Below are 26,950 nucleotides of genomic sequence, written 5' to 3' on the forward strand. Positions count from 1 at the left end.
ATTGGAACAACTATTACAGAGGTTAAAAGAAAACTTAACGGAAGATCAAGTAACGACGAATAAAACCGTGAGAGAATTACATGGCCGCGATGAAACATATCTGGCAGAGAGTCTGCCTGATGTTGTCGTCTATCCGAAATCAACTGCCGATGTCGTACATATTATCCAGGTCGCACAAAAATTTAATACACCTGTCACCCCTTTTGGAGTCGGCTCCAGTCTAGAAGGTCATATTATTCCGTACAAAAATGGAATTACGATCGACTTCTCTTTAATGGATAAAATTTTAGAAATTAAAGCAGAAGACTTACTCGTGAAAGTGCAGCCCGGCGTGACGAGGGAGCAGCTCAATAAAGAACTAAAGAAACACGGATTGTTCTTCACGGTTGACCCAGGGGCAAATGCGACACTTGGAGGGATGGCAGCGACAAATGCAAGCGGTACAACCTCTGTTAAATATGGTGTCATGAGAGATCAAGTTAGGGATATGGAAGTCGTGCTTGCTGATGGGAGTATTATCCACACAGGAAGCTTAGCAACGAAATCATCTTCCGGTTATCATCTGAACGGACTTTTTGTTGGCTCGGAAGGTACACTTGGCTGTTTCACGGAATTAACATTGCAAGTATACGGGATTCCAGAACATACTGTGGCAGCTCGTGCAGTATTTCCAAATCTCTCCGATGCTTTCCAGGCTGTAACATCCATTTTACATGCTGGTATTCCAATGGCACGCGTAGAATTTGTTGATGAAGCTTCAATTGTTCAATTAAATAAATTTAGTGATACGGATTATCCAGCGGTCCCTACCCTTTTCCTTGAATTCCATGGGAATGAAGAAGGACTCAAAGCCGATCTCGACTTTGCAAAAGAGATTATGGAGGATCATGGCTGTCAGGAATTTATTTCTGAATCGGATACAGCAGCACGCAATCATTTATGGGAAGCTCGTCATAACTTGGCCTATGCTTTTGCTCATGACTATCCCGGCAAGAAAATGATGCTCACAGATGTAGCTGTACCTATTTCAGAACTCGCCGGCGCAGCAATTTATGCGCGAAAAGAAGTTGATAAGCTAGGTATACCAGGCGGGATTGCTGGACATGTCGGTGACGGGAATTTCCATTCCATCCTAATGGTTGATTTAAATAACGAAGAGGAGATCCAGAAAGCTAAAGCATTCAACAAAAATATCGTATTATATGCTCTTGAACGTGGCGGAACGTGTACTGGAGAACATGGTGTCGGTGTCGGAAAGAAGCCTTATCAGGAGCAGGAACACGGTGCTTCACTTGAGGTCATAAAGCAAATCAAAAAGTCACTTGATCCAAATAATATATTAAATCCAACGAAGATTGTGGACATCGATTAAGAGTTCGAAAAAAATCGCATGGCTTCAAGTCCATGTCTTAAATCCATGCGATTCCCCTCTTAATTTTCTTCAAAATAACTACACACCACATGCCCCACAGCTTTTGCTGCAACGAGGATTGCATCTTCATCAATATCAAATTTTGGATGGTGGTTGAAATATGGTTCTTTTACCCCTTTTGGCGTACAGCCGATAAAGAAATAGCAACCAGGGATTTTCTCAAGATAATAAGCAAAATCCTCAGACGGCGCTAATGGCGGGTATTCTTTCACTTCTTTAATATCCTTGTCATCTACTGCCTTTAATGCTTCTGCAACAAATGTCGTAAAGCCTGGATCATTGTAAAGTGGCGGATAATCCGGCTTATACTCCAGCGTACATCCCACACCAAATTCCACTTCAATTCCATCCGTGATCCGCTTCATTTCCCGGGCAATGACTTCCTCGGTCTCGTCGCTCATATAGCGAATATCGCCTTCAATTTCGATGCTGTCTTTAATGACGTTAAATGTCCCTTTCCCGTCGAAAGAACCAATTGTAATGACACCAACATCCATCGGGTTGATTCTCCGGCTGACGATTGTTTGAACAGCAGTTACAAAATGCGCACCTGCAACAATTGAGTCATTCGCTTTATGCGGGGAGGAACCATGGCCGCCTTGACCTTGAATTTTCAATTTGAAATACGATCTGCCATTAAAAGAATAACCGCTATGATACCCGACAACTCCTGCTTCATCGAGCGGTAAAATATGAATGCCGAAGATTGCATCTAAATCAGCCAATTTACCTGATTGCACGATACTTTTCGCCCCACCAGGCGGTAGTTCTTCTGCATGCTGATGGATTATTTTTATTGTACCGTTCAACTCATCTTTCAATTCAATCAAGCAATCCGCAAGCACGAGCATATATGCCGTATGAGCATCGTGACCACAAGCATGCATGACACCTTCATTTTTCGATTTGAACGGTACGTCCGCTTCTTCTGTAATAGGTAACGCATCAAAGTCTGCCCGGAGTCCAATTGTTTTTCCTGGCTTTCCCCCGGGAATGGTTACGATAATGCCGTATCCATTCCCGACATTCGTCTCCACCTGGACATCTTTACCTTGATAAAAGTCAGCAATATACTTAGCTGTGTTTTCTTCCTCGAAGGACAGCTCGGGATTTTCGTGCAGATAGCGACGAATCTCGATCATCTCATCTTTCCGCGCTTCCAACATTTCGACTAATTTACTTCTCATTTCTCAAATCAACTCCTTTGTTCTAACGATGATTAACCCTAACTTTGTTTTGCAGGATTAACACGCACGGAAGGCCGGACATTCGGTGACGATCCTGAATCTTTCGGAACAAAGAACATGATGGATAGCAAAGAAAGTATCGCAAAAATGACGTTTGTAATGATTCCAGCTGTTGCAGCAACTTCCACACTGAAATAAAGCATGACCGTACTGTATACAGTAGCCGATATTGCGACACCGAACGCATTCCCAAGAGAGCTCGCCATTTTATATACACCTGACGCTTCACCGACTTTATTTTCCGGTGCATGGGAAACCGCTGTGTCTGTCGATGGTGTTGCATACATTCCAAGACCAAGACCGAAAAGAATAAACCCGCCGAATACGGTAATCGTGTAAAGTAAATCCGGCAAGAAGGTGAGTCCCATTACAGCTACTCCAATCAATGTTAGCGTTGTACCCCAAAGCATCGGATTTCTTGCGCCTGTCCGTTGCATAATTTTCTCACCGACCCGAATCATCCCGAGCACGGCAGCAAGGTATCCTAATGTAAGCATACCAGATTGGAATGAACTAAAGCCACGGCCAATTTGTACATACGTATTGGCAACGATTAAGGTACCGGCAACAGCATTCAACAAAAAGTTTGATATCGTCGCACCTGTATATGGCTTGTTTTTAAACATTTTAAAATCGATAAGTGCATGCTCCCGATTATTTTCGTATTTAATGAATCCATAAATCCCAATAATAGTAACGACAGCAAGTGTAATCGTAAGCGGGCTCGTCCAACCAAAATCAGCACCTTGTGTAATGAAGACGTTAAGCGCAAGCATCGTAATAATGAATATCCCTAAACCACCATAATCAAACTTGAACTTGCCTTCTGTTTGCGCTCTGCTTTCAGGTGTGTCTTTCATGAGCCACATAGCAAGTAAGGTAAATACAATCGATATAACAAAAATCCACTTCCATCCAATCGATGTTGCGATAACTCCGCCAAAGAATGAACATAAACCGGAGCCACCCCAGGAACCGATTGACCAATAGCTAAGTGCACGTTGCCTTTCAGCCCCTTCAAAATATTCTTTCATTAATGCAATTGTTGCTGGCATAATTGCAGCAGCAGACAAGCCTTGCAGAATCCGCCCCGCTACTAAAAGGACAGATCCATTTGCTAATACGAGACATAAAGACCCAATCACACTTAAAATTAATCCGACATAGGTGACTTTTTTCCTTCCCATTCTGTCAGCGAGTCCACCTGCCACGACGATGAACATCCCGGAAAATAATGCAGTCAGACTGATTGCCACGTTTAATATACTAAGTGAAACACCTAAATCTGTTTGGACCGCTGGAACGATATTTACCATCGATTGGGCAAACAACCAGAATGTAATAACTCCAAATACAATCCCGATAATTAATTTATTTGTGCCTTTATATTCCGTTTCCATTAGACTTCCTCCTTCTTTTCCCCTTTTGTTTCTATTGTTTCCTGGAGCAGGAATAAAATAATTGGTTAATCCTGCTTATATAGGAAATAAAAAAAAGCCATTCAAGAACGAATTTATCCTTAAATGACTTTCTTCTCTAACCTATAAAATATATTGATCAATTTCTTTCACAAGATCGACAAGCTGGGGCTTACTTACTTGCGCACTTGCTCCGACCTTTTCTCCTTTATGATACAAATCATCCGTTATGAGCGAGGAGAAAATAACGACCGGAATACCTTTCAAGCGATTATTTTGCTTAATCCGGTGGGTCAGATGATGCCCGTCCATCTGGGGCATTTCAATATCTGTCAGTACGAGCTGGACGAGTTCTTCCGGATGAACCGATTTGTCATTCGCAAGTATTTCCAAGTACTCCCAAGCTTCCTTCCCGTTTTGGAAAACCGTTACATTATCATAGCCCGCTTTTTCTAATGTATCCTTCAGAAGTGCACGTAAAACACCAGAGTCTTCTGCGAGAATGATTTTTTTCGTCGTTCGCTCCCGAGGACCTAAGGCTTTAATACTTTCAGCATTCCCGCCTAGTTCGGGATTAATTTCGACAATGATCTTCTCAATATCAAGGAAGACGGCGAGTTTGCCATTATCGAGCTTAATTAGACCTGTTGCATACGGCTGATTGCCAGTGGCTAGTTCACTTGGTTTCTCAATTTGCTCCCAAGAAATCCGGTTGATACGGTTCACTTTATGTACGCGAAACGCGATCTTAATTTGGTTTAGTTCAGCGATAATAAAATGATCTTGTTCCGGATTTGCGGATTCCTTTTTATTTATAATTTCTGAAAGCTTGATGACTGGGATGATCTCTCCTCTTAAATGGATGACACCTTCCACATATTCCGGGGCTTTCGGGATACCTGTTATCGGTAGCGGAGTGATGATCTCTCTTGTTTTTAATACGTTAATGGCGAAGGTTTCATCCCCTAGTTCGAACAAAATAATTTCCAGTTCATTCGTGCCGCTTTCCAATAAAATTCCATTGTTTTTACTTTTTGTCATACCGATTCTCCTATCTCCTCAATGTGAGATACTTTAACTATAGTCTACGGTGTCTCGTCTATATTTTCAATCGATATCGGCATTTCAACTTTTTATTATGGGATAACCGTCTATAAAAATTTCACTTTTATCCAAATTCCTCACTTCAATTGGTAGCGATTGCTTCAAGGCTTCACGATGCTTTTCATATTGAGGTGGCAATTTGAGTTCCGTCCCAAGTTCGAAAGCACAATAAGTGTTTTTTTACACATTCCAATGACGAAAGAGTTCCAAAAGTTAGATCTTGCAATAACCAGATCGTTGGTGTTGATTTAGGAATTAATTTTCTTGCGACTACTTAATGATAATCAAGGGAGAACTACTGGGTAGGAATAAGCGTAATTGCACTCTATGAAGATAGAGGCACTGTAAAAATTTGACAGACGTAAGCCCCTACTTCAAACAATCCGTAAGAGTGTTCAGCGGTGGGTTGTTGACAACATCACCCATATCCTCTTTTTGGATTTAAAATAATTAAGCATCACAATTCATTGTTGTATACTTTTTCCTATCGTACCAGTACGTCAATTTCTTGACTAGCGAAATATCAATAATAATAATATAAAAGCTACTCCTATTTCAACGAATAGAAGTAGCTTTTCACATGCATTCATTTTTCATTAAGAGAGATGTTTCGCAAGACGTGAATCGGTGCTTTCTTTCATTTGCTTTTTCCGTACGGTCATTCTTAAATAAATGTTATTACCGAGTAAGGAGACGATAATGAACAATGTACCGATATAATCATAGGCAGTAAGGCTAGTGCCTTGGATAAATGAAATGACAAGTGTTGTGATTGGTACAAAGTTAATGAATAACAGCGCATTAATCGGTGACAAGATCGTTACCCCAACATTCCAGCCTACAAGTGCAATAACTCCGGGGAATATCGTCATAAACGCCAGGTGCGGACTTGTCACAGCTAGCGTCTCAACCGTTGGAACCGATACATAGCCAGTTAGTGTTAAAACGGCGACAATAACTACCGCAGTACCTGTTCCAAGCAAACAACTTAACGTCGAATAACGTAAAGCAGACCAACCAGCAAATTGCGGTCCGCCCATCGTATAGACAACCCAGCCGATCACAGCAATAAAAATCAAGAAGGATGGGAACATATTGCTCGTTGCACCGAGGAAGGATTGGATATCTCCCTTTGTAATCACCATGATTGCTCCGACAAAAGCTAGCACGACGAATCCTAAAGTAAGGCTTTTCGGTAATCTTTTATATAGTAAGGAGACAATCACGATGGAAATCATCGGCATTAATGCTTCCATGACCGATGCAACCATGATTCCAGGCTCCCCTAATAAATCTTCTCCCCAGAAAATCAGTAAATTATAAACGGTAAATGCCATTGTACCGAAGAACCATAATTGCTTTCCTTTCCCTTCCAAACGGAAAGCCTGTTTTCCTTCTCTCCATAATAAAGACGCCACTAAAATGACGCTCACACCTACATAACGAATAATCGTAAAATAAAATGGATCGATATGTCGAAACGCCGAATGGGCCACCGGGAACATCGCACCCCAGGAAGCCGCAGCGATAAAACAAAGAATCGCTCCATACCACAAACTATTTCTCATTCCTGCCCTTTCCCCTCTCTATATCTAGTCTGCTCTTAGTTTCTAATATTTTAGGTATCTTGTAAAACGAATTAAAATGATGACATCCATCATTTTTGGTGATACCATAAAATTATATATAGACATAAGGGGGGGAATGCAATGGAGCTGAAGGATTTGGAAATATTCCAAGTCGTCGCTGAAAAGGGGACGATTACAGCTGCGGCGAAAGAACTTCGCTACGTCCAATCCAATATCACATCCCGGATTCAAAAATTGGAAGAAGAATTGAATACTCCATTATTTAATCGGCACCGGCGTGGTATGACGCTGACACCAGAAGGGAAAAAGCTTTTGACATATGGTGAGGAAATTACATTACTCGCAAAGGAAATGAAGAAAGCGGTGCAAAGTAAAGAAGAGCCTGCCGGGAGACTCGAAATTGGCACCATCGAAACGGTCTTCCAACTGCCAAATATCCTTGCTGCATTCGATAAAAAATATAAAAATGTCGATTTATCTCTGTATTCCGGAGTGACTGGCCAATTGGAGAAGCAAGTATTGGAGCAACAGTTAGATGGGGCTTTTGTGACAGCAGGGAACTTTTCTCCAGAAATTGCGGCTCACGAGGTGATTGAAGAAGAACTCGTACTTATTGCCCATTATGAAGCAGATTTGACTGATGCGATCCATGAAGAACCCGTTCTTTGTTTTTCAAAAGGCTGTGGGTACCGCTCCCGTTTGGAATCTTGGTATGAGGATCAAAGCATGCATCCGAAGAAAATGATGGAGTTCGGAACATTGGAGACGATTCTACGTAGTGTCGTCGTTGGGCTCGGCATTGCTTTTGTCCCGCGGTCATCGGTTACGCACTTGGAAGAAAGCGGGCTTATCTCCTGTTATTCTTTGCCGGACGAGTACAGTAAAGTAAAAACAATGTTCATCCGGAGAAAGGATACATTTTTCACCAATACCTTGCAAAAGTTCATTGAAACAATTGAAACGAATAAAGATATGGAGATCCATTCACTTAAATATTGAAGGAAATGGAACATGGGGTCAGAGCATTTGTCCCAGTTTTGGGACAAATGCTCTGACCCCAGTGTCCCGCTTCAATTATTTGCCGCGTTCTTGCATTCTTTCGTGTTCGTTTAGTGTGGAGATGTCGATTCCTTTCATGGCGGAACCTAATTCTTTGGAAAGTTGGCCGATTAATTCATAGTCCTGGTAATTTGCTGTTGCTTGAACGATTGCTTTGGCGAATTTTTCTGGGTTTTCCGATTTGAAAATTCCTGAACCGACAAATACACCATCTGCACCGAGTTCCATCATTAATGCTGCGTCAGACGGAGTTGCAACCCCTCCTGCTGCATAGTTCGCTACCGGTAATCTGCCTGCTTCTTTTATTTGTTTTAAAATTTCATAAGGAGCACCAAGAATCTTTGCTTCAGTCATTAGTTCATCATCATTCATTACCGAAACTTTCCGCACTTGCGCTTGCACTTGGCGCATATGACGAACAGCTTCCACAATGTTTCCTGTTCCAGGTTCACCTTTCGTACGAATCATTAAAGCACCTTCCCCGATTCGGCGAGCAGCTTCCCCTAAATCTCTTGCACCACAAACAAATGGTACGGTAAAATCACTTTTCAGCAAATGGAATTCTTCATCTGCAGGTGTGAGCACTTCACTTTCATCAATGAAATCTGCTCCAAGCCCTTCCAGCACACGTGCTTCAACAATATGGCCGATCCGCGCCTTTGCCATGACCGGAATATTTACTGCTTGAATTACTTCCTCAACAATGCGTGGATCTGCCATCCGCGCTACTCCACCCGCTTTTCGGATATCTGAAGGCACACGTTCTAATGCCATGACAGCAATTGCACCACTTTCTTCCGCAATCTTTGCCTGCTCCGCATTAACGACGTCCATGATGACTCCGCCTGTTTTAATTTTCTCCAATACTTCCGCGTGTTTTGTCAGTCCCTGAATTGCCAACTGGACCACTCCTTTGATTTATTTAGATTTTAGTTTATTATAAAGATATAGTGATACCATTAAAAGAATCAGATTATCACCTTTTGACAGGGTCAGATTACAAGGAGGTCCCTAAATGGATATGTTAACTTGTCATTTAGAGCGTGAAAGCGAGATCCCGCTCTATGAGCAATTATATAATTTTATAAAAAAAGAAATTATGGAAGGAAGAATTACGTATGGCTCGAAGCTACCATCGAAACGTAAACTTGCGGATTTCTTAAAGATAAGTCAGAACACGATTGAACAAGCATACGACCAATTAGTCGCGGAAGGTTATCTTGAGGCAAAACCAAGAAGAGGCTATTTCGTCCTCGCCTCGGAAGACCTCGAATATATACAGCCAGCGCGAACGATTCAAGAATATCAAACCAAACAAAAACAATTCCGTTATGATTTCCATCCAAGCTGGATTGATACCGAGCATTTTCCCTTTGCCAAATGGCGGAAATACGCGAAAGATATTATAACGAAGGACAATCAAAAATTACTTCTCATGGGAGATCCACAGGGAGAGCTTAGTCTAAGAGAAGAAATCGCAACTTATATTTACCAAGCCCGCGGGGTACAATGCTCCCCCGACGACATTATTCTCGGAGCCGGTATTGAGACGCTATTGCAGCAATTTATCCTACTTATGGGGAATACGACGACTTATGGTGTGGAAGACCCCGGTTATCACGTCATGTCACGGATGCTCAAGCACTATCCGAATAAAGTGTATCCTTTACAAGTCGATAACGACGGCGTCAAGATTCAGAAACTAGAGCGGACACCGATTGATATCATGTACGTCACCCCGTCACGGCAATTCCCTTTTGGTTCCGTCCTTTCAGCGAACCGCAGGATTAAATTACTGAACTGGGCAACGGAGATGGATGATCGCTATATCATTGAAGATGATTATGACAGTGAATTCCGCTATACTGGAAAATCGATTCCCTCCCTGCAAAGCTTAGACCAGAATGAAAAAGTCGTCTATCTTGGCACCTTTTCCAAATCACTGATCCCGTCCATTCGAATCAGCTATATGGTGCTGCCGAAGCATTTGATGAAGCTTTACCGAAAAAAATTATCTTATTTCCAGTGCTCCGTTTCCCGAATTGACCAGCATATTCTCACGCAATTTATGCGGGAAGGCGATTTTGAAAGACATCTCAATCGGATGCGGAATGTGTACCGGAGGAAAATGGAATTGACAATAGATACACTTGCTTCTTTTAAGAACTTTGTCGAAGTGATCGGGGACTTATCCGGATTCCATGTCGTATTGAAGATAAAAAACGGCATGTCGGATGCAGAGCTTGTTGAAAAAGCTTCCGAAGCCGATTTAAAAATTTACCCACTGTCCTATTATGTGATGGAAAAGCAATTCGGTGTAGAACCGATTATTTTACTTGGATTTGCAAGTATCCCGGAAGCGGAATTGGAGGAAGCGATTCAGTTGTTGATGGGGTGTTGGGATAAGTAGAAATAAGCCTTTGTTTCACTAAAATTTATGAGTGGGAGGGATTGCTTGATGGATAAGGAATCGTGCAAACGTCTAAACCACATATTGACATCTACGTGATAATGTAAAGCACTACTAAATTGTCACGTTATTTTCTCAAAAACCATTTTCTTCACATCTCCTTCCCTTACCGGTACAATTGAAGAACCAAATAAAATAAACTTAGGAGGTATCCACCATGCGCTGCGGCGAAAAGTGTTTTCACGTAACAATCGAGAAAGAAAATGATACAAAAAATATCCCCGTTTATGCCAGAACTCAAATCGAGGCAAGGAAGGCGATCCGCCGAAAATACGGCAAAGAAGTTGAAATTCGTACCATCACAAGATAGATACTCGATCTAGCGATTAAACTTTCAGATAACGTTATCATACTTACTCCCCGCTGTTAGCTCTTTTTTCCCAGTTCATAATCTGCCCCTTCCCTATATTTGAGCATGAAGCACCTTTCAGATTCGATCGTATCATTAAAAACGAATTTATCTAGAGAAAGGGGGCTTGGATGCTGAAGTAAATACTGGCGACGTGTTTTATGGTCTAGTGAATGCTTCAGACTATGGTGATGGAGAAATTCAAGTTGTTTTTTCCATGAAGAAGACGGAATGCAGGAAGAACTGACAGAGATCGTCGAGATTGACCACGTGTATGATGAACACGATGTAACACTTGATTTGGTCAATCATCGTCTCTTTATTAAAATGGAAAATGGTACAATGGCTTACGATGCAACTACATATGAGCTTCTTTGGACAGATGCTTATGGAACAATTTCTGACAGAGAAACCGAAGAAGATAATCATACATATACAATGTATAACGTGTATACGGATGACTATATCTATGCATATACCGATGGATTAGGTAGTGTAAGTACACCTTCGAAGCATCTGTTTAGTGTCATTGATGCAGCAACTGGGGAAGTGCTCGAACACTACAATCTTAGAAGGGTTATAAAAATCCAATCCTCTCATATATATAATGGATAACCAGAATGGAGGTATCCATATGAAAGCAATCAGTGCTATTCTAATGGACTATCCGAATTCCGCACACCTGCACCGGGCATTAAACTCACTGCATAACCTTGCTTCCAAGCTGCACTCCATCACTATCCTGCAAGAAAAAAATGTACTGCTCCCGGCACCCGCGAATCCAAGTCTTTTTCCGAATATAACGATTCATATCTACCAGCCGAATGGGTTTGGAAAGCTGTTAAATAAAATAATCGCGCAACAAAAAAGCGAATACATTCTTTTTCTAAAACAATCCGAGTATCTTTCCCCTACAATTAAAGATGACTCACTCCAATTGAAGTCGTCCCAGAATGTAATGAATCATATCTATTCAGTAAAAACTCTTTCAATCCCTTCCCCCTTCTTAGCCCGGACAACTTATTTACAGAAACAGCCATTTTTACTCGATCATCAACTCCCATTCAAAGAAGCCATTTTTTCCACATGGCTTTCCACCATCGATGATACTTTGAAAACAAATAAAAAAAATCTAGTTAACCGAGCGAAAGAAAATACAAGCCGGGACCGGATGGAAAAACTTCGATTACTTGAAAAGTATCACTACAAGAAAACCTCCACAGAACACCCCAGTCTCACCATACTGATGGCAAATTATAATATGGAAAATTATGTGGAAACCGCTGTTACCTCTTGCCTTTTTCAAACCGAAAGACCAGAACAAATTTGCATTATGGATGATGGTTCTACCGACAATTCTTACAATCAACTAAAAAACTGGCAGCGTGAACCGGACATCCAATTATTCACGAAACAGAATGAAGGAAAAGCGAGGGCGTTGAATGATTTATTACCATATGTTACTTCTGATTTTATTTTGGAATTGGATGCGGATGACTGGCTCGATGCGGATGCCATCTCTGTTATCAAAAGTCATCTCCTTCATTTACCTGAGGATGTCGCCGTCTTATATGGAAATTTCCGGAGATGGAAGCAACGGGAAGGTAATATTCTTTTCCAGAACATAGCGACAGGCAGACCAGTCCATGGAAGAAAAGCTTTATTATCCTACCCCTTTCCGCTTGGTCCACGAATCTACCGGACATCCGCATTGAAAGCAGTTGGCGGGTTTCCCGTCATTCCTTTTAAAAATGGCAGATTGTTTGAGGATGTAAGTGTGTTGCACCGTTTGCTAAAAACATACCGTTTTCAATATAAAAACTTTACCGTTTATAATATCCGAAAACATGAGGAAAGTATTACAAGGAAAAATGAAAATCTCTGGAATCAATTTTTAAATCATTTATATAGACTGTAGTTTACTTGTCCTTCTCGCCTTCTAGGAACTTCTTTATCGTTGAAATAATATAGTCTTGCTGCTCGTAAGTCATCATCGGATAAATCGGGAGGGCTAGAATACGACTTGCTGCCCGTTCTGCAATTGGGAAATCGCCTTTTTTATAATTCAAATAGCGGAAAGCTTCCTGTACATGTAAGGGCTTCGGATAATAAACCCCAGAGGCAATATGATTTTTATCCAGCTCAGCTGCCAATTTATCACGCTCATCCAGTTCTATACAATATTGATGGAAAGTATGCTCCCGACTACTCGAAACGTTCGGTTTCCGCAAAAATTCAGGTAAAGATTCCGTGTATCTTCTCGCAACTTCTTTTCGCTTATGCAAGAAAATATCTAAATAATATAATTTGACGAGTAAAATAGCTGCTTGCATCTCATCTAATCTGCTGTTCATACCAATTAATGAATGATGGTATTTTTTATCGCTCCCATGATTGCGAAGCTTCAACATCGTGTCGTGGAGCGTTTTTTGATTTGTCGTAACTAGACCTGCATCCCCGAAAGCACCAAGGTTTTTCGATGGAAAAAAAGAAAAACAACCAATATCTCCAATTGCACCTACCCGTTTCCCTTCAAACTCCGTGCCAATTGCCTGACAAGCATCTTCTATGATTCGCAGATTGTATTTTCTGGCTAAAGACAGGATTTCCTTCATATTTGCTGCCTTTCCGTATAAGTGGACAACAATGATTGCTTTTGTTTTCGGGGTAATAGCTGCTTCGATTTTAGAGGGATCTAAGTTATAAGTATCTGCTTCAATATCGATAAATACAGGTCGTGCCCCTACTTCAGCAATTGCCTCCGCCGTGGCAAAAAAGGTAAATGGTGTTGTAATTACTTCATCACCAGATCCGATATCCAATGCTTTTAACGCTAGGACTAACGCATCCGTACCATTCGCTACCCCGAGAGCATGTTTCGCTCCTACATAATCTGCAACCAATTTTTCAAGCGTTTCACCTTTTTTCCCAAGTACATAGTTCCCGCTGTCCAACACTTCTGTTATCATTTCAAGGATGGGATTGCGTAATAAATTCAATTCTGCCTGTAAATCAACCATTGGAATTGGATCCATTGTTTCTTCCTTCATTGGAGTCCCTCCTGCCATTTCCGATTCCGATATGCGTCATATTTAATGTAGTTATTTTATCTTTCTTTATTTTATTTCGCCCATCCATAACAAGCTTGCAATTAGTGAATGCTTTAAAATCCAGATTTTCATACTCTTTATGAAAGGCTTGAATAATAACAGCGTCCATCTCTTCAACCAACGCATCTTCCAACTGTAAAGGACGGACAGCATATTGTTCAATTTCATTTGCTGTAAACTGAGGATCATGGACAAATATATTTGCCTTTTCTTCTTTCAGTTTTTCGATGAGCAAGAGTGTTGTGGATTTTGTAGGTTCTTTCACATTTTCCCGGTAGGAAAGTCCGAGAATTAGAATGTTTTTATTTCGAAAACTACCGAGTACGCGTTCCATCTTCATGAGGGAATAGTCTGCCATTTGGTCATTAATCGTTCGTGCTAAGGGGGTTAAACCACTTGTTAGTCCTTTATTAATAAAAAAGTAAGGATAAATCGGGATACAATGACCACCAACACCAATGCCGGGATGGTGAATATGTGAAAAAGGCTGACTATTACTTGCTGTAATCACTTCACTCATATCAACATTCTTTTCATCTGCAAACATAGCTAATTCATTTGCAAGGGCTATGTTCACATCCCGATAAACACATTCTGCAACTTTAGAAAACTCGGCTGTTTCGAGAGTACTGACAGCTATCAACTCGCAACCTAGTGCCTTTGTGTAAAATTGCTTTGCTAATGCTAGACTTTTCTCATCCAATCCGCCAACGACTTTAGGGTAGCTCTCTAGATCTTGAATAATACGATTCGAATAAACTCTTTCTGGACTATAGGCAAGAGAGAAATCTTTCCCCATTTTCAATCCGGAAACTTCTTCTATTTTTGTACCGAATCTATTGCGCGTATCGCCGGGGCTAAGTGTTGTTTCAAATATGATAAGAGAGCCTTTCTTTAATCCTTTTGCTATTTCCAGCACTGCTTGATCAATGAATTGATAGTCTGTATGATTTTCATCATCAACGAGAACGGGGACGATTACGATAATGATATTCGATTGTTTAACTGCCTCCGAAGTTTGCTTCGTTGCAGACAACATATTATTTTGATGAGCTTGCGCGACTAATTTTTCCAGACCCGGCTCATTCGTTATATGGGAGATTCCTTGATTAATCGACGATACAACTGCTTCATTAATATCTGCACCACGTACATGAAATCCATTATTAGCGAACACTGCTGCTAATGTCAGTCCAATTTTGCCAAGTCCGACTACAGCTATTGATTCGGTAGACGTCTGAGGATTGTCTGCCATACCATTCCCTCATTTCTTCATTAGTATGTGATACTTTATGTCTGATATTGTTGCATCGATTGTACGAATGATTAGAAACATGGAATATGGTTTATCCTCATCATTCAGTCGCCCTGGTTCAGCCCTTCATAATAGTGAAACTTCATTCAGTGGGAGGATTACAGACCGTTAATCCGTGATAAATAGATAGAAGCCGTTTTTCCATCTGTTCCCAACTGAACCTCTCCTCCATCACCTTCCTTGCTTGTCGACTCATCATATGAATAGATGATCGGTTTGCATGGAGCTCGCACAAGCTTTCAGCATAATCTTCCGCAGTTGCTTCACGGCCTTTCACGATATAACCGCAATCATATTTCTTAATAAATTCCTCCATATCGTCACATTGATTCACAATTACTGGAAGGCCATGATTTAAATAGCTGAAGAATTTATTCGGCATAGCATATCGATTGTTCAATGAACCGTTCGCATTTAAATCCACCCAGCCCAAATCTGCTCCTTTCATCTTTTCCGGTATTTCTTTATAATCGACCCAGCCGGTCAGGATAATCTTATCCTTTAAATGAGAAGGGATTTGGAGTGGGCTCTCTGATTTTTTATTTCCTCCAATCAAAATGGCTTGAAGCGGAAAATGTTCATTGCACAATTCTATTATCTTCATTAATTTGCGGAAGTTACCTCTTTTTTCATTCATCACGCCTTCATACACGAGAATGAGCTGTTCATTTTTTCCTTGGCCTGGATGATAATCCTTACTAAGCGGAGGTGCGTTATAAATAATCTCTACTGGCAATGTGGCGTTCATCGAGAGGAAGTCTCGTTTAATCGATTCAGATACAGTGATTACAAAGTCTGTCTCCTTTAACATTTCCTTTAACATGTCGCGCTTGATTTGCTTTCTCCGTCTTGCTTGCTGCATGAGTGGATCTGGATCGATTTCATGACTATCATATATTAATTTAATTTGCTTCCCTAATAAAGAAAGTTTCCGCTTCACTTGGACACCAGCATATAAAGAGTAAAATTCATGGGCATGGTAAATATCCGCCTGTACAGCAATTGCCAATTGGATGAATCGGTCAGGATCAGGAGCGACTTTACTTTTTCGGATTGTTGTGTATCGTTTTTTCAACTGTTTTTCATGGTGGATTTGTTCATATGTTATGATTTTGATACCTTCATAAAAGAATTGTTCCTCCCTGAAATGCTCGTTAAACCGCGTCCCGTCCACATCGAATAAATAGCCATTCCTCCGAGGCACAATCATCGTCACTTGAAATCCAGCTTTTACGAGACTCTTAGCTTCCTTTTTAAAGATTCTCGCATCTAAAAAAGGATGTTCCGACACTAATATACATATATGTTTCACGATTATCCCCCCTATTTCACGAACGCCTGAACAACTGAAAACTTCAAGAATAAACTATAGAAATTGCCTGAGAAAGGAAAATAGCTGATGAAAGTTTTGACGATTGTAGGTGCTAGACCCCAGTTTATTAAAGCATGTATGTTGTCTAAAACGTTTAAACAACATCCTTCCATCGAAGAAATTATTGTTCATACGGGACAACATTATGACTATAATATGTCTGATATTTTTTTTAAGCAGTTGAATCTTCCGGAAGCGGATTATAATCTGCATGTCGGTTCCGGACCCCATGGTGAACAAACGGCGAACATGCTGCAGAAATTGGAGAAGTTAATGATGACAATACAACCGGATATCGTGATTGTGTATGGTGACACAAACTCTACTGTTGCCGGGAGCCTCGCAGCAGCGAAACTCCATATCCCCATTGCCCATATCGAAGCCGGTCTGCGCAGTTTTAATAAAAAGATGCCGGAAGAAATCAATCGAATCATAACCGACCACTTATCTGATTATTTGTTTTGCCCGACGGATGGTGCCGTGAAGAATTTATTTAATGAAGGGATTCATAAGGGAGTTTATCAGACCGGAGATATCATGTACGACACCGTCACGCATTTTAAACCTCTTGCCATGAAGCATTCATCTATAGTAGCGGATTTAAAATTAAAGGTAAAAGATTATTATTTAGCGACGGTACACCGAGCAGAGAACACAGATGACCCAGCCCGCTTACAAGCAATATTCGAGGCCTTTCGCCAGCTGGATAAAGTTGTCGTCCTCCCCTTACACCCTAGGACAAAGAGTAAAATCAAAGCATTCCACTTGAATGATGTCACCCGTTCCCCCAATATTAAACTCGTTGACCCATTAAATTATTTTGATATGCTCGCATTAGCTGCATACGGGAGGATTATCCTTACCGATTCAGGAGGCTTGCAGAAAGAAGCTTGTATGCTCCAGGTTCCTTGCATCACGCTTCGAGAAGAAACCGAGTGGCTGGAGACAGTGGAAGGCGGTTGGAACAAACTAGCTGGTGCAGAGACACGAGCAATACTAGATGCCGTGGAAAATATACAGCCGCCTCCAGCAAATCAAACCCTCTACCAAAGCGGTACAGCCCAGCAAATCACCAATATACTCATGAAGGAAATTGCAATGGATGGTTAAAGAGGTGGCATTTCGCTCACCTCTTTTATTTTAGCATGAGAAACTATAAAGCAAAATTGCTGTGGATAACTTGAATTCCCAGCAATAGCCACATCCGGCTCTAGCGCCCTGCAATTGACAAACTTCACACTCCTCCAATGATTGGCTTCAGCCAGAGGCTTAGTCGCACTTATACCCTTGTGGTGAAAGTCAACTTCAGCTCCTTACGTCGCCGTGTTTTCTTTATCTCCCCCTCGGAGTGCTCCAGTTTGTACATTGCTACGACGCACAGGATGTGCTAGTACAGGCGTTGCGACAGGACGTCGCGTGCTTAGCCTGTAAGGGCGCTTGCGCCTTTGTTTATAACTTCTTATAAATATCTATATATTGTTGAACGACATTTGCTGCACTGTGATATTTTTTCACATAAGCCCTGCCTTGAACACCTAATGCTTTCCAGCGTGCTGGGTTATGAAGCAAATTTCCCAGTACCTCAGCAATATTATCCGGGTTAGCATTCACAACCGGAAATTCTTCTGGATATTTACGTACAAGATCTTCCCTTATATAACAGATAACCGGTTTCCCCAAGGCCATTGCTTCTGCGGTAAGATATCCTGCTGCTCCAATTCGTAGCTGGTCAATCACAATGTCTGCTTCAGATAACAGCTTCATCGTTTCCGCGTGATTCAAGCCTTCAATTAGCTTAAAGTCAAAAGACACACCTTCGTTCTTCAACTTCTGAACAGCGTCCAGAACAAACTCTGTCCCCTTTAAATTCCGCTTGGTCGGAGCGTGCACGATGAGGGGAGTTTCTTTAATGGCAGGGTAATTGGGTTTCAGCTTATGGATATCAATGATGTGGGGAATAACATGGGTATGCTCATAATAATCTTTTATATAAGTTTCTATTTCATAATCAAGCGCAATTGCGTGATCAACGTATTTCGAAAGCTTCGTCAAATTCTCCCCTATTCTTTCTTCTGTCCATTCAGGCTTCACACGGACATATGGGTTTTTCTCCTTTGCAACTGAAAGGATACGGGCATCCGATCCCCGGTGATGGACTACCAGCTTCTTTCCCACATTATGGAGCATTTCCAAATCGCGCTTATCCGGGAAGAATGTCCCACCAAAATGAAAATGAAAAACATCATAATTTTTTATAGCTGTCTGAAAGAATTTTTGAATCTGATCCATCCGTTTATGTTTTGGAATATCTTGCAGATTTAAGCAAATATCTGATTCAAACTGGTAACGATTCGCATAAAAATGACATGCAGTCGCATCAATACCATGCGTGCGCAACGAGCGGCATAGATTGATCATCGGTAAACCGCCCTCCGGAATATGCAACACGCGCATAGACCTCACCTCGTTTCCTATTATTACGGCGTTGGAAAGAGTTTTGTGTACACACGAGCTAGACGTTTCTCCATTTCCTCCCATGAATAAATCTTCTCCAGTACCTTCCGTCCATTCTTACTCATCTTCGCTAACTTTTCCGGATTGCGCTTGAGATAAAGAAATGCGTTCGCAAAATCTGTTGCATCCGCTTGCTGCTTTTGAATGACATAACCGCACTTATGCTTCCGGATGAAATTCTCCATCTCCTGACATTTATTCACAACAACCGGGACCCCGTTATTCAGATAACTGAAGAATTTATTCGGCAAGGCATAATCACTATTGAGTGAATAATGCACTTCTTCCAAGTCAATCCACCCAATATCGATAGCTTGCATATGATCTGGTATCGAATGGTAATCCACCCAACCGGTTTGCTTGATGATTGGTGCAAGATGCTGCGGAATTTTAAGTGGATTCCCAAACTGGCTGCCGCCGATAATTTTAAATTGGAAATTTAATCTTTTAGAACAAATTTCTGAAATACCGAAAATCTTTTCCTTGTTCCCTTTGTGCTGTGCAATATTTCCTTCATAACCAACCGTCAACTGATTTCCATCGTAAGCTTTCGGTTCAACGTCTTGTAGAAGTGGTGGTGAATTATAAATCACCTCCATCGGTAAATCTGGCATTCGCGCGAGATACCAGTCTTTGATTGAATCGGAAACAGTAATCAAATAATCTACTTCTTTCAGCATAATTAACAATTTCTCTTCTAAGGTTTTCCTTTTCATTTCAGAAGTTCTTGGATGAATTGGATCAGGTGTTAATTCATGGCTATCGTATATTAATTTAACTTTCTTCCCCTTCTCCTGCAGCATCCGCCGCTTAATACCAACCCCTGCAAAAAGAGATAAATATTCATGGGTATGATAAATATCTGCATCTTCAGCCAGCGCCAGATTTGTTAGCGGGTTATTGAAGCCTTCCGTTTCCCAGACTTCTTCACTGCTCAACACTTTATTCAATGATTTTCTTGTATTTTCATTGTGGTAGGTTACTATTTTTATCCCTTCATGGGTAAATACCTTATTTTTGTAGCTTTTCTTAAATGGCGTGCCATCGATATCAAATAAATTCCCATTTTTCCTCGGAACAATCATTGACACATCGTAGCCCATTTTTTGCAGACTTTTTGCTTCTTTTTTAAATATCCTTGCATCTAAAAATGGATGATAGGCAACAACCATACAAACTTTTTTGGACAATTTAATTCATCCTTTCCATCAAGAAGAGGCATGTCGTGTTATGCATCGATTTTCTTAGCCGGCACACCCGCAACAATTGTATTTGCACCAATATCTTTCGTAACGACAGCACCTGCCCCGACAATCGCATGTGATCCAATCGTTATTCCAGGCAACAAGGAAGCATTATTACCAATCTTTGCTCCTTGTTTAATGATCGGGCCCTTTAAAGAATAAGCTTGTGCTCCCATATATTTATCATTGGACATGGATACGCACGGACCGATAAAAACATTGTCCTCTAGCGTTGTGTCACCTGTTACATAGGCCTGAGTCTGGACTGTGCAATTCTTTCCAATCGTTGTATTCAACTCAATTATCGCAGCTCTGCCAATGACTGAAGCTTCTTCAATTTGCACATTTTCCCTAATACTTGCATGATCTCCTATAAAAACAGTTTCCCCAATCGTGCTGCCTGCATAAAGTGAAACGAGATTCCCAATTTTCGTACCGGCTTCAATAACAAGATTGCGCTCTGCATCGGAATCTTTTCGCATTCTCTCATTTGCAGCCGGTTGTATACCAACGACACAATTGCTGCCAATCGTGACATGATCCCTGATTTGTGTTCCTTGTAAAATCACGCTATGGTGACCAATCACCACATGCTCACCAATCGACACCCCGTCTTCAATGACAACATGTCGTCCTAAACGGGTACTTTGAGGCATATGAGGCAAACCAACTCCTCCTTTCTCTTACTTGTCTTCTAGAATACTTTCCATTTTTTCCACAAGTTGTTTCGCTCGGATACTCACCGTATGCTTTTCCTGAATAAACTCATATCCTTGCTCAGTAATCCGTTGCCTTTCTTTATCATGCACCAAATAATACGCGGCTCTTTCTTTAAAATTACTTTCATCAATCGCGATGAAATGTTTCCCTGGGATAAATCCCAAGTCTTCCAGTTCATTGAATGTTGGTGCTAGCAGGAGTGTTTTGCAGGCTAAAGCTTCATAATATTTCATTACAGGGTAGTTGTAGCTCGAGGGACAGGTGAAGAAAATCTTCGTCCGATTCAGTTCTTTGGCATAACTTACACCTATCCATTTTTCGTTCTCCTCTTTCTGGCTGAAATCACGATATCCGGGGTGGTGGTAATAGACAAAACGGGAATCATCGGAATAGGCATTTACTATTTTCTCCCGAAGCGGGTAATTCTTATTAACAGCACCTATCAAAAGGAGCTCCGTATCCTTTTCTAATAAATAGTCTTTATATATTCCTGGATGAATAAAGTGAGGGAGCCATTCTAGTTTATGTTTAAGCTGTGGATATGTTTGGACGGATTGCTCTCGTCCGATTGTAAAAATATAATCAATTTTATTTTTAATGATATAGTTTTCCCTTATTTTAACGAGCCGATGAACATCTGTCACAAATAGACCGATCGGTATCGTACAATTCCTTAATCCTTTAATCATCGGGGACAAGTGTTGCCCCATATCATTCAGGATTAAAATAAAATCCGGCTTTGTCTTCAGTTTATTTATAATAGAACCGATATTGCCGGCTTTCCTCCAAATGGTGAGGTGAACATGTTTAGCCAATTCCTTTTCCAAATAATAAAAATTTCTATTCAGAAAGCGGGAGGTGTCTTCTCCAATAAATAAGACATGCAGCATCGTTTCATAAACTCCTTTCTCACGCATTAACGGACTGTAATACCCCCACCATCTAAGCATAAGGGGAATCCTAATATGTGGTGGGGGATAAAAAATCCCTGATTCTGTTCAACTAACATTCAGTGGGGGAGATAAGGCCCCCACTGAATGAAGTTTCACTTTATATTATCTCGTAGACAAGAGCCAAATTTAGATTTTTCATTATGGCAGTCTATCTCGTTTCGAGTCCCTTGCATAGAATGACAGTAAACATTGATATGATTAGTGAGGAGATTTTATCTATGAAAGTCGGTGTGATTGGAACAGGAAAAATGGGAGAATATCATGTGAAAACATATCTAGCATTACAAGATCATTGCGAGCTTGTCGGTATATTTGATAGGGATGAAGATAGATGTAGAGAAATTGCCAAGAAATATCAAGTGAAACATTTTCTCTCCTTAGATGAACTTCTCCAAACTGTAGATGCAGTAAGCATTGCCGTCCCTACCGAATACCATTATGATATCGGTCTAGCATGCATCCGAAATAAAACGCATCTGTTGATCGAAAAGCCGATTACAAGCACCACCTGGCAAGCTGATGATTTAATAGAAAAAGCGAAAGCAGCCGGAGTGAAGCTGCAGGTAGGACATATTGAACTATTCAATCCACTCATCCCAATCTTGAAGAACGAGTTGGAAAACGAAAAAGTAATCGGCATCTCGTTTTTAAGATTGAATCCATACGATGAAAGAATGAAGGATAGTGATGTCGTAAAAGATTTGATGATCCATGACCTCTATATTTTGGATGAACTGCTGCAACAAAAATTAGTGGAATTCTATGCTTTAGGAAATATTATAGGTCATTCAACGAAACATGCGTCTGTGATTCTCGAATCAGCACAAGGCGTGACCGTGGAACTGATTGCGAGTTTCAAATCAAAAAGGAAGATCCGGACGATCCAAGTGTTTACAGAAGATGCGTTGATTGAAGCTGATTTGCTGAACAGCACGATAACAGTAACAAGAACAGCAACACCCTTATCACCGAAAATTGCAGTTCCTTTGACAAAAACACTCACAATCGACAAGAGCATTCAGCCGTTAGATTTTCAATTAATAGCGTTTCTCGATTGCATCACATTTGATAAAACACCTGCTGTATCAGGCGAACAAGGAAAACGAGCATTGGAGCTCGTGAATAAAATCAGCGAATCGATTCATCCATCCTAAACCGTGCGACACCAATTATCTATATGTTCATTCCTCATCATTTATTTTGTACTCGATTTTCGCAATCTGACATCATTAGTTCTTACCTTTGATTTAATAAAATCAACTGTTCATTATTGTTCCGATTTCCCAATCCCCCTCTCCAGGGTAACAATAAAACTACTGTTTACTTTCATTCAGCGTAAGTGTTTTGGCCCGTTCATTAATTTTGGAACTCTACCGCCGTTCAGTTTCCCGGCGAACGGATGCTTTCCGGTCGCTCAGCAGGTGCGAGAGGTGTCTGGACTGCGGACCTCCAGAAGTGAGTTTCGGTTTCGGATACTTACACTGAGTGAAAGTGATCGTCCGTTTGGAATAAATAAAACAGCCCTGTCTGATGGAGGCAGGGCTGTTTTGATTTGGAATAGTCTAAGTTAATTAGGCTGCAGTGGGGAAGCGTGTGTAATTGATCGCATCAACGGATACATATTGTTTGAGATTATCGTAACCATTGTCAACTTCGATAACAAGCACGAGGTCAGCAGTAACAGTGGATAAAATCCCTTCAATTAAATTATTGTCAGTTACTACCTCAACAGTTGATCCGATACGTTTAGCCATTTCAGCAGCAAAAGTTGCTTCAAACATGTAAAACCCTCCTTTATTGTTCACTGACTAGTTCAATTGCTTCCATTCGGACCAAAACTTGTGCCCCGTCTTCAACAAGCACGATATAGTCATCTCTAACAGCAAGCAGTAATCCAGCTACATTTCCAAAAGGAGTAGCAACTTCGATTTGTTCGTTTACTAGAGTCATTAATAATTCTCTCATTGTTGTTGGAGTTGTTGGTACTGTTGGATCATCTCCTGCTGGTGGTGTTCCAGTAGAAGGTGTTGTAGATATACCACCCAGATCAATGTTGAGATCCACCGAAGGGAAATCCACCCCAAAACCAGGTCTACTCTCAAGGACAGTGCTTGTGTTTTGGGACAGCTGATTAATTAAGTTCAACAAATTTCTTTGCCTATTCGTTAGTGACGGCAAGATGATTCATTCCTTTCTTTCCTTATTTGGCATTAAAGGATATCAAGCGAAACGATAACCGCAAGCAGTAATTGAATGAGCAATTGCAAGTTAATTGCAATATCCGTATCAATTGTTGTGATATTGACATCTTTTGATTTTTCGACGATTGTCTTTTGACGGTTGCTTTGTCTTGTTTTTGTAATTTGGTTAAAGTCTTGTAAAATATCTTCCACTCGGCCATCATCCGCAATTGCTATGCGGAGTACAATAGCAAGTGCCGCTTCGATTCCGATTTGTAATGATGCTGCAGCTTGCGTATCCGTCGTCTCTACATGGACATATTCCGAGTCTTTAATAACAATCCATTCTTCTGATTGCTGTTTTGTAATATTTGTTTGATTCGCATCTTGCTCTTCGATAGCTTGTGACTTATTTCTTTTATCATCGCAATGGTCTAATGCTCGCCATTCTTTCACTTTCGACATCAAATCCACCTCTTTTCATTTTATAGAATTTCAACCAATAGCAGCAAGGCAACAAGTACTTGAAGCATTAACTGGAGATTGAGCGCTAGGTCTGTATCTCTAGTCGTTACAACAGCATCTTTCGTGTTATAGATAAAGATTTTCTGCTTGTTTTTCTGCGCCATATTAAAGTTTTGCGTCAGCTCTTGGGAAACTGCATCACGTTGCGTACCATCAGCAATCGATATATTTAGAACGAGTGCAATGGCAAGCTGTAGAGCCGCTTGTAGGGATACTCCAATTTGGGTATCTGTTGAGCTTACTGTGATATTACATGATTCTTTCACCCAAATTAGTTCTGCTGATTCCTGATCCATGAAGGATAATTCTGTGCCCTCTTGCATTTCAAACGCATTGTTGTTACTCGTGAAGTCGGATTCTGCCCGCGTATCCGTTGGGCGATTACTAGATTCGTTAGAACACTTCCCGCTACAGCTATGGCCACAGCTGCAGCTTCTTAATGGTTCTTCCATAAAGTAGGAATATCTATCTCCCTTTCCTCTGCTTAAATCGAAATCATATTCCGAATGTCTATAAATCGTCATTTTGACACTCCTTTCTTATTGGCTATATGATATTGTTATGGTTTTTTCCTCTAGAAGATTGTACAGATTCACTACGTCTCATAAAAATAGCAAAAGCACCTAGCTGCAGGTGCTTTCACTGTTTATTCACTCTTATCTTTTGCTTGATTTTGCTGGAAGTCCTCAACCTGCTTCTTTAGGTCTTCTACCATTTCTTTAATCATCTGTTTCTGCTCTTCCGGTATATTATTCTTCACTTCGTCAGGCTGCACGCCATTTTTCCTCAATATGGTTTTAACCATAACTTCTACCACCTTATTATTTAGCGGCTGCTGCTTTGAATCACTCATATAAGTTCCCCCTCCCTGTTCACATGTCTATGTTAGACTATGATACCGTTCTGCCCGCTGACTATGCTGTTGTCTATATCTTTACAGTAAGGGTAACTTGCTCATGTACAATCATACATTTAAGCAGAATTGCACCAATGTCTCTAGCAAAAATATCGGAAATGCATGTTATATAGTAAGGAAGGTACGCTCCTTCCTGAATGCTGTCGAATGACGTCCATGTTTATAATTCTCTTTCCACAACCCTTTTTATATTTTAAAAGCCACTACCCGGAGTTGGATAGTGGCTCTTTTTTTCAATCTATAAAAAAACGTTCAACATTATTAATTTCATTTTTAAATGAGCGTTTCTCGCTTGCTCATAGAAACATTTTTTGCCATACGTTTCTTTTTTTACTTTTTCCAGCCGTTCATCGACCATACATTTATATACAGCAATATCAATATGCACGATTGTTCCTCCCTTAATCATTTCGCTGAAGATGAGGAAGGCTGCTTGTTTTCGGCATGTACCTGAAATTTGGTAATGACTAGAATAGAGCCACCTCACGTATTGTTATGAACATCCCCATTACCTCCCTTTCAGAATAATCAATTGCTATACTCTTATTAATGCATGAATTTGACCGGCGCAACAAGTGATAGAATGGTTATAATCAAACTCTCCCAATACTTCTTCAAAAAATTCGGCGCGAAGTTCCTGATTAGGACTCCGCGCCGTTACTGTTTATTTATAATTATTTCGCATTTTATAAATGATTTTCCGAATCGTATCAAAGGATAAATGATATTTCTGCTCCAATTCTTCAAATGATTTGCCTTCCTTATATAACTGAAATATTTCTTCATTTCGTTTCGCGATCAATTCTCTTGATCCACTCACTTCTCCCCAAGCTGCTCGCTCTTTTTTCGCTTTCGGGATATAAATTAAATCTCCCTGGATATATTTCTGCATTTCTTTAAGCAAACTAGGGGGAAGCACCTCTTTTGCATTTTTGTACTGCATGTTTAACTTCCTCCTTGAAAATGTGGAAATCTAAATAACCGTTCTTTGTTAAAATGTCCATTTTCATCCTACTCCTTTCTTGTTAAATTTATCACGCATTAACGGTCTGTAATACCCCCACCTCCGAACATGAGGGAAACTCAATATATGAAGTCGGGGGATAGACAGTCCGTAAATCCCTGATTCTGTTCAACTAAACTTTATGACCTGTTTCTTTCATTACTTACCATTGATTATAATCGATTTTCTAGACGATGGAAAGATGTTAATTTTCTCAAAATTAATTTTAAATAATTAGGGACCGCGCTGAGGCGGTCCCATGCTGGTGATTCCCGCTAAGCGGAAATCACCTCACTAACTGTAATCAATATTATCAGCCTCCTTCCCGAAAGAGTCTATCGGTCCGACACCTTTATTTACTCATATTTTCAGGTTGATTTACAAGGGTAAGAATAGTTATAATTGATTTTCTCCTTGTTCCTTACGACTT

At 40.6% G+C, this 26,950-nt stretch carries 27 protein-coding genes; 8 read left to right on the forward strand and 19 right to left on the reverse strand.

The window, feature by feature from the left end:
* The first annotated feature begins 1 nt into the window (after position 1).
* Complete coding sequence (locus tag L3V42_RS13980; protein ID WP_238472249.1) at positions 2 to 1,372, forward strand: FAD-binding oxidoreductase; 1,371 nt, start codon at positions 2 to 4, stop codon at positions 1,370 to 1,372.
* A 59-nt stretch (positions 1,373 to 1,431) separates the two neighbouring features.
* Here the strand turns inward: L3V42_RS13980 and L3V42_RS13985 are convergent, their stop codons facing one another.
* The 4 genes from L3V42_RS13985 to L3V42_RS14000 all read right to left on the reverse strand — a co-directional run bounded on the left by L3V42_RS13985 (position 1,432) and on the right by L3V42_RS14000 (position 6,769).
* Complete coding sequence (locus L3V42_RS13985) at positions 1,432 to 2,619, reverse strand: amidohydrolase (RefSeq protein WP_238472250.1); 1,188 nt, start codon at positions 2,617 to 2,619, stop codon at positions 1,432 to 1,434.
* Positions 2,620 to 2,657: 38 nt separating this feature from the next.
* A complete protein-coding gene (locus L3V42_RS13990) occupies positions 2,658 to 4,079 on the reverse strand; it encodes an MFS transporter (protein WP_238472251.1) in 1,422 nt (473 codons plus the stop codon).
* A 141-nt stretch (positions 4,080 to 4,220) separates the two neighbouring features.
* Entirely contained in the window at positions 4,221 to 5,138 is a 918-nt protein-coding gene (locus L3V42_RS13995) for a chemotaxis protein (RefSeq protein WP_238472252.1), read from the reverse strand.
* Between the two features lie 659 nt (positions 5,139 to 5,797).
* On the reverse strand, positions 5,798 to 6,769 hold the full coding sequence (locus L3V42_RS14000; RefSeq protein ID WP_235762219.1) for a DMT family transporter: 972 nt from the start codon (positions 6,767 to 6,769) through the stop codon (positions 5,798 to 5,800).
* Positions 6,770 to 6,910: 141 nt separating this feature from the next.
* Here L3V42_RS14000 and L3V42_RS14005 point away from each other — a divergent pair, with 141 nt between their 5' ends.
* The gene (locus L3V42_RS14005; RefSeq protein ID WP_235762220.1) at positions 6,911 to 7,789 is read left to right on the forward strand and encodes a LysR family transcriptional regulator; all 879 of its coding nucleotides are present in this window, start codon (positions 6,911 to 6,913) and stop codon (positions 7,787 to 7,789) included.
* Positions 7,790 to 7,864: 75 nt separating this feature from the next.
* Here L3V42_RS14005 and pdxS read toward each other — a convergent pair whose 3' ends face one another.
* Complete coding sequence (gene pdxS / locus L3V42_RS14010; RefSeq protein ID WP_438822751.1) at positions 7,865 to 8,749, reverse strand: pyridoxal 5'-phosphate synthase lyase subunit PdxS; 885 nt, start codon at positions 8,747 to 8,749, stop codon at positions 7,865 to 7,867.
* A 115-nt stretch (positions 8,750 to 8,864) separates the two neighbouring features.
* Between pdxS and pdxR the strand changes: the two genes are divergently transcribed.
* The 4 genes from pdxR (at position 8,865) to L3V42_RS14030 (ending at position 12,586) form a co-directional block, all read left to right on the forward strand.
* A complete protein-coding gene (pdxR, locus tag L3V42_RS14015; protein ID WP_238472253.1) occupies positions 8,865 to 10,259 on the forward strand; it encodes a MocR-like pyridoxine biosynthesis transcription factor PdxR in 1,395 nt (464 codons plus the stop codon).
* 217 nt (positions 10,260 to 10,476) lie between these two features.
* The gene (locus L3V42_RS14020; protein WP_235762222.1) at positions 10,477 to 10,629 is read left to right on the forward strand and encodes a hypothetical protein; all 153 of its coding nucleotides are present in this window, start codon (positions 10,477 to 10,479) and stop codon (positions 10,627 to 10,629) included.
* A 270-nt stretch (positions 10,630 to 10,899) separates the two neighbouring features.
* Positions 10,900 to 11,283, forward strand: a complete 384-nt coding sequence (locus L3V42_RS14025; RefSeq protein WP_238472254.1) for a hypothetical protein — start codon at positions 10,900 to 10,902, stop codon at positions 11,281 to 11,283.
* Positions 11,284 to 11,302: 19 nt separating this feature from the next.
* Positions 11,303 to 12,586 carry a glycosyltransferase family 2 protein gene (locus L3V42_RS14030; protein WP_238472255.1) on the forward strand — a complete coding sequence of 428 codons (1,284 nt, stop codon included), beginning with the start codon at positions 11,303 to 11,305 and terminating at the stop codon, positions 12,584 to 12,586.
* Between the two features lies 1 nt (position 12,587).
* Here the strand turns inward: L3V42_RS14030 and L3V42_RS14035 are convergent, their stop codons facing one another.
* The 3 genes from L3V42_RS14035 to L3V42_RS18540 all read right to left on the reverse strand — a co-directional run bounded on the left by L3V42_RS14035 (position 12,588) and on the right by L3V42_RS18540 (position 16,405).
* Positions 12,588 to 13,718, reverse strand: coding sequence for a DegT/DnrJ/EryC1/StrS family aminotransferase (locus L3V42_RS14035; RefSeq protein ID WP_238472256.1), 1,131 nt, complete (start codon positions 13,716 to 13,718; stop codon positions 12,588 to 12,590).
* Complete coding sequence (locus L3V42_RS14040; protein WP_235762226.1) at positions 13,681 to 15,033, reverse strand: nucleotide sugar dehydrogenase; 1,353 nt, start codon at positions 15,031 to 15,033, stop codon at positions 13,681 to 13,683. Before L3V42_RS14040 ends, L3V42_RS14035 begins: the two co-directional genes overlap by 38 nt.
* 142 nt (positions 15,034 to 15,175) lie before the next feature.
* Positions 15,176 to 16,405, reverse strand: coding sequence for a glycosyltransferase (locus L3V42_RS18540; RefSeq protein WP_235762227.1), 1,230 nt, complete (start codon positions 16,403 to 16,405; stop codon positions 15,176 to 15,178).
* 87 nt (positions 16,406 to 16,492) lie between these two features.
* Here L3V42_RS18540 and wecB point away from each other — a divergent pair, with 87 nt between their 5' ends.
* Complete coding sequence (gene wecB, locus L3V42_RS14050; protein WP_235762228.1) at positions 16,493 to 17,575, forward strand: non-hydrolyzing UDP-N-acetylglucosamine 2-epimerase; 1,083 nt, start codon at positions 16,493 to 16,495, stop codon at positions 17,573 to 17,575.
* A 339-nt stretch (positions 17,576 to 17,914) separates the two neighbouring features.
* Here wecB and L3V42_RS14055 read toward each other — a convergent pair whose 3' ends face one another.
* Genes L3V42_RS14055 through L3V42_RS14070 form a run of 4 tightly spaced genes read right to left on the reverse strand, consistent with a single transcriptional unit; the run spans position 17,915 to position 21,893 of the window.
* Positions 17,915 to 18,919: a glycosyltransferase family 4 protein gene (locus L3V42_RS14055; protein ID WP_235762229.1), complete on the reverse strand. Its 1,005-nt coding sequence runs from the start codon at positions 18,917 to 18,919 to the stop codon at positions 17,915 to 17,917.
* A gap of 23 nt (positions 18,920 to 18,942) precedes the next feature.
* Positions 18,943 to 20,169 carry a glycosyltransferase gene (locus L3V42_RS14060; RefSeq protein ID WP_238472257.1) on the reverse strand — a complete coding sequence of 409 codons (1,227 nt, stop codon included), beginning with the start codon at positions 20,167 to 20,169 and terminating at the stop codon, positions 18,943 to 18,945.
* 38 nt (positions 20,170 to 20,207) lie between these two features.
* The gene (locus tag L3V42_RS14065) at positions 20,208 to 20,879 is read right to left on the reverse strand and encodes an N-acetyltransferase (protein WP_235762302.1); all 672 of its coding nucleotides are present in this window, start codon (positions 20,877 to 20,879) and stop codon (positions 20,208 to 20,210) included.
* A 27-nt stretch (positions 20,880 to 20,906) separates the two neighbouring features.
* On the reverse strand, positions 20,907 to 21,893 hold the full coding sequence (locus tag L3V42_RS14070; protein WP_235762231.1) for a glycosyltransferase: 987 nt from the start codon (positions 21,891 to 21,893) through the stop codon (positions 20,907 to 20,909).
* A gap of 197 nt (positions 21,894 to 22,090) precedes the next feature.
* Here L3V42_RS14070 and L3V42_RS14075 point away from each other — a divergent pair, with 197 nt between their 5' ends.
* Complete coding sequence (locus L3V42_RS14075) at positions 22,091 to 23,050, forward strand: Gfo/Idh/MocA family protein (RefSeq protein WP_255770958.1); 960 nt, start codon at positions 22,091 to 22,093, stop codon at positions 23,048 to 23,050.
* Between the two features lie 417 nt (positions 23,051 to 23,467).
* On the opposite strand, the gene L3V42_RS14080 is transcribed toward L3V42_RS14075, so the two are convergent.
* The 7 genes from L3V42_RS14080 to L3V42_RS14110 all read right to left on the reverse strand — a co-directional run bounded on the left by L3V42_RS14080 (position 23,468) and on the right by L3V42_RS14110 (position 26,460).
* Positions 23,468 to 23,677 carry a hypothetical protein gene (locus L3V42_RS14080; RefSeq protein ID WP_235762233.1) on the reverse strand — a complete coding sequence of 70 codons (210 nt, stop codon included), beginning with the start codon at positions 23,675 to 23,677 and terminating at the stop codon, positions 23,468 to 23,470.
* Between the two features lie 13 nt (positions 23,678 to 23,690).
* Positions 23,691 to 23,960: a DUF2642 domain-containing protein gene (locus L3V42_RS18545; RefSeq protein ID WP_235762234.1), complete on the reverse strand. Its 270-nt coding sequence runs from the start codon at positions 23,958 to 23,960 to the stop codon at positions 23,691 to 23,693.
* Positions 23,961 to 24,106: 146 nt separating this feature from the next.
* Positions 24,107 to 24,541 carry a spore coat protein gene (locus L3V42_RS14090; RefSeq protein WP_235762235.1) on the reverse strand — a complete coding sequence of 145 codons (435 nt, stop codon included), beginning with the start codon at positions 24,539 to 24,541 and terminating at the stop codon, positions 24,107 to 24,109.
* A 20-nt stretch (positions 24,542 to 24,561) separates the two neighbouring features.
* Complete coding sequence (locus tag L3V42_RS14095) at positions 24,562 to 25,125, reverse strand: spore coat protein (protein ID WP_235762236.1); 564 nt, start codon at positions 25,123 to 25,125, stop codon at positions 24,562 to 24,564.
* 122 nt (positions 25,126 to 25,247) lie between these two features.
* Entirely contained in the window at positions 25,248 to 25,454 is a 207-nt protein-coding gene (locus L3V42_RS14100) for a spore coat protein (protein WP_235762237.1), read from the reverse strand.
* Positions 25,455 to 25,755: 301 nt separating this feature from the next.
* A complete protein-coding gene (locus L3V42_RS14105) occupies positions 25,756 to 25,905 on the reverse strand; it encodes a hypothetical protein (RefSeq protein WP_238472258.1) in 150 nt (49 codons plus the stop codon).
* A gap of 276 nt (positions 25,906 to 26,181) precedes the next feature.
* Positions 26,182 to 26,460, reverse strand: coding sequence for a CD3324 family protein (locus tag L3V42_RS14110; protein WP_235762239.1), 279 nt, complete (start codon positions 26,458 to 26,460; stop codon positions 26,182 to 26,184).
* Positions 26,461 to 26,950 lie beyond the last annotated feature (490 nt).

It is taken from the genome of Oceanobacillus alkalisoli (assembly GCF_022213125.1).
In the GTDB taxonomy this organism is placed as follows: domain Bacteria; phylum Bacillota; class Bacilli; order Bacillales; family Amphibacillaceae; genus Oceanobacillus; species Oceanobacillus alkalisoli.

Excerpts from the sequence above, each read along its gene's own strand:
- L3V42_RS14055 (WP_235762229.1), bottom strand. The coding sequence starts at position 18,919 with ATGCGCGTGTTGCATATTCCGGAGGGCGGTTTACCGATGATCAATCTA.
- L3V42_RS14005 (WP_235762220.1), top strand. The coding sequence starts at position 6,911 with ATGGAGCTGAAGGATTTGGAAATATTCCAAGTCGTCGCTGAAAAGGGG.
- L3V42_RS14080 (WP_235762233.1), bottom strand. The coding sequence starts at position 23,677 with ATGTTTGAAGCAACTTTTGCTGCTGAAATGGCTAAACGTATCGGATCA.
- L3V42_RS14040 (WP_235762226.1), bottom strand. The coding sequence starts at position 15,033 with ATGGCAGACAATCCTCAGACGTCTACCGAATCAATAGCTGTAGTCGGA.
- L3V42_RS14025 (WP_238472254.1), top strand. The coding sequence starts at position 10,900 with ATGCAGGAAGAACTGACAGAGATCGTCGAGATTGACCACGTGTATGAT.
- L3V42_RS14070 (WP_235762231.1), bottom strand. The coding sequence starts at position 21,893 with ATGCTTAGATGGTGGGGGTATTACAGTCCGTTAATGCGTGAGAAAGGA.
- L3V42_RS14075 (WP_255770958.1), top strand. The coding sequence starts at position 22,091 with ATGATTAGTGAGGAGATTTTATCTATGAAAGTCGGTGTGATTGGAACA.
- L3V42_RS13990 (WP_238472251.1), bottom strand. The coding sequence starts at position 4,079 with ATGGAAACGGAATATAAAGGCACAAATAAATTAATTATCGGGATTGTA.
- L3V42_RS14030 (WP_238472255.1), top strand. The coding sequence starts at position 11,303 with ATGAAAGCAATCAGTGCTATTCTAATGGACTATCCGAATTCCGCACAC.
- L3V42_RS13985 (WP_238472250.1), bottom strand. The coding sequence starts at position 2,619 with ATGAGAAGTAAATTAGTCGAAATGTTGGAAGCGCGGAAAGATGAGATG.
- wecB (WP_235762228.1), top strand. The coding sequence starts at position 16,493 with ATGAAAGTTTTGACGATTGTAGGTGCTAGACCCCAGTTTATTAAAGCA.
- L3V42_RS14020 (WP_235762222.1), top strand. The coding sequence starts at position 10,477 with ATGCGCTGCGGCGAAAAGTGTTTTCACGTAACAATCGAGAAAGAAAAT.
- L3V42_RS13995 (WP_238472252.1), bottom strand. The coding sequence starts at position 5,138 with ATGACAAAAAGTAAAAACAATGGAATTTTATTGGAAAGCGGCACGAAT.
- L3V42_RS14100 (WP_235762237.1), bottom strand. The coding sequence starts at position 25,454 with ATGAGTGATTCAAAGCAGCAGCCGCTAAATAATAAGGTGGTAGAAGTT.
- L3V42_RS14000 (WP_235762219.1), bottom strand. The coding sequence starts at position 6,769 with ATGAGAAATAGTTTGTGGTATGGAGCGATTCTTTGTTTTATCGCTGCG.
- pdxR (WP_238472253.1), top strand. The coding sequence starts at position 8,865 with ATGGATATGTTAACTTGTCATTTAGAGCGTGAAAGCGAGATCCCGCTC.
- L3V42_RS14110 (WP_235762239.1), bottom strand. The coding sequence starts at position 26,460 with ATGCAGTACAAAAATGCAAAAGAGGTGCTTCCCCCTAGTTTGCTTAAA.
- L3V42_RS14035 (WP_238472256.1), bottom strand. The coding sequence starts at position 13,718 with ATGAAGGAAGAAACAATGGATCCAATTCCAATGGTTGATTTACAGGCA.
- L3V42_RS14095 (WP_235762236.1), bottom strand. The coding sequence starts at position 25,125 with ATGACGATTTATAGACATTCGGAATATGATTTCGATTTAAGCAGAGGA.
- L3V42_RS14090 (WP_235762235.1), bottom strand. The coding sequence starts at position 24,541 with ATGTCGAAAGTGAAAGAATGGCGAGCATTAGACCATTGCGATGATAAA.
- L3V42_RS14065 (WP_235762302.1), bottom strand. The coding sequence starts at position 20,879 with ATGCCTCAAAGTACCCGTTTAGGACGACATGTTGTCATTGAAGACGGG.